The sequence below is a fragment of the Vibrio sp. SALL6 genome, from assembly GCF_002002385.1.
Classification (GTDB): domain Bacteria; phylum Pseudomonadota; class Gammaproteobacteria; order Enterobacterales; family Vibrionaceae; genus Vibrio; species Vibrio parahaemolyticus.
The window spans coordinates 1-1585 of sequence record NZ_MQVK01000044.1 but is presented as its reverse complement, the minus strand read 5'-3'; the positions used below and the strand labels follow the sequence as shown (position 1 = coordinate 1585).

Below are 1585 nucleotides of genomic sequence, written 5' to 3'. Positions count from 1 at the left end.
TTTCCAAATTGTTAAAGAGCTATGTTAGCTACAAGCTTGCGCTTGTGAACTATCAATCTGTGTGGACACTCATCGTGAGTAATCATCGTTTAAGGAGGTGATCCAGCGCCAGGTTCCCCTAGCGCTACCTTGTTACGACTTCACCCCAGTCATGAACCACAAAGTGGTAAGCGTCCCCCCGAAGGTTAAACTACCTACTTCTTTTGCAGCCCACTCCCATGGTGTGACGGGCGGTGTGTACAAGGCCCGGGAACGTATTCACCGTGGCATTCTGATCCACGATTACTAGCGATTCCGACTTCATGGAGTCGAGTTGCAGACTCCAATCCGGACTACGACGCACTTTTTGGGATTCGCTCACTTTCGCAAGTTGGCTGCCCTCTGTATGCGCCATTGTAGCACGTGTGTAGCCCTACTCGTAAGGGCCATGATGACTTGACGTCGTCCCCACCTTCCTCCGGTTTATCACCGGCAGTCTCCCTGGAGTTCCCGACATTACTCGCTGGCAAACAAGGATAAGGGTTGCGCTCGTTGCGGGACTTAACCCAACATTTCACAACACGAGCTGACGACAGCCATGCAGCACCTGTCTCAGAGTTCCCGAAGGCACCAATCCATCTCTGGAAAGTTCTCTGGATGTCAAGAGTAGGTAAGGTTCTTCGCGTTGCATCGAATTAAACCACATGCTCCACCGCTTGTGCGGGCCCCCGTCAATTCATTTGAGTTTTAATCTTGCGACCGTACTCCCCAGGCGGTCTACTTAACGCGTTAGCTCCGAAAGCCACGGCTCAAGGCCACAACCTCCAAGTAGACATCGTTTACGGCGTGGACTACCAGGGTATCTAATCCTGTTTGCTCCCCACGCTTTCGCATCTGAGTGTCAGTATCTGTCCAGGGGGCCGCCTTCGCCACCGGTATTCCTTCAGATCTCTACGCATTTCACCGCTACACCTGAAATTCTACCCCCCTCTACAGTACTCTAGTCTGCCAGTTTCAAATGCAATTCCGAGGTTGAGCCCCGGGCTTTCACATCTGACTTAACAAACCACCTGCATGCGCTTTACGCCCAGTAATTCCGATTAACGCTCGCACCCTCCGTATTACCGCGGCTGCTGGCACGGAGTTAGCCGGTGCTTCTTCTGTCGCTAACGTCAAATAATGCAGCTATTAACTACACTACCTTCCTCACGACTGAAAGTGCTTTACAACCCGAAGGCCTTCTTCACACACGCGGCATGGCTGCATCAGGCTTGCGCCCATTGTGCAATATTCCCCACTGCTGCCTCCCGTAGGAGTCTGGACCGTGTCTCAGTTCCAGTGTGGCTGATCATCCTCTCAGACCAGCTAGGGATCGTCGCCTTGGTGAGCCCTTACCTCACCAACTAGCTAATCCCACCTAGGCATATCCTGACGCGAGAGGCCCGAAGGTCCCCCTCTTTGGCCCGTAGGCATCATGCGGTATTAGCCATCGTTTCCAATGGTTATCCCCCACATCAGGGCAATTTCCTAGGCATTACTCACCCGTCCGCCGCTCGACGCCGTTATCGTCCCCCGAAGGTTCAGATAACTCGTTTCCGCTCGACTT

At 53.1% G+C, this 1585-nt stretch carries 1 rRNA gene; it reads right to left on the bottom strand.

Annotated features, from left to right (window positions below):
* Positions 1–90: 90 nt before the first annotated feature.
* Positions 91–1585: ribosomal RNA gene (locus BIW15_RS22800) — 16S ribosomal RNA — on the bottom strand; the annotation flags it as partial.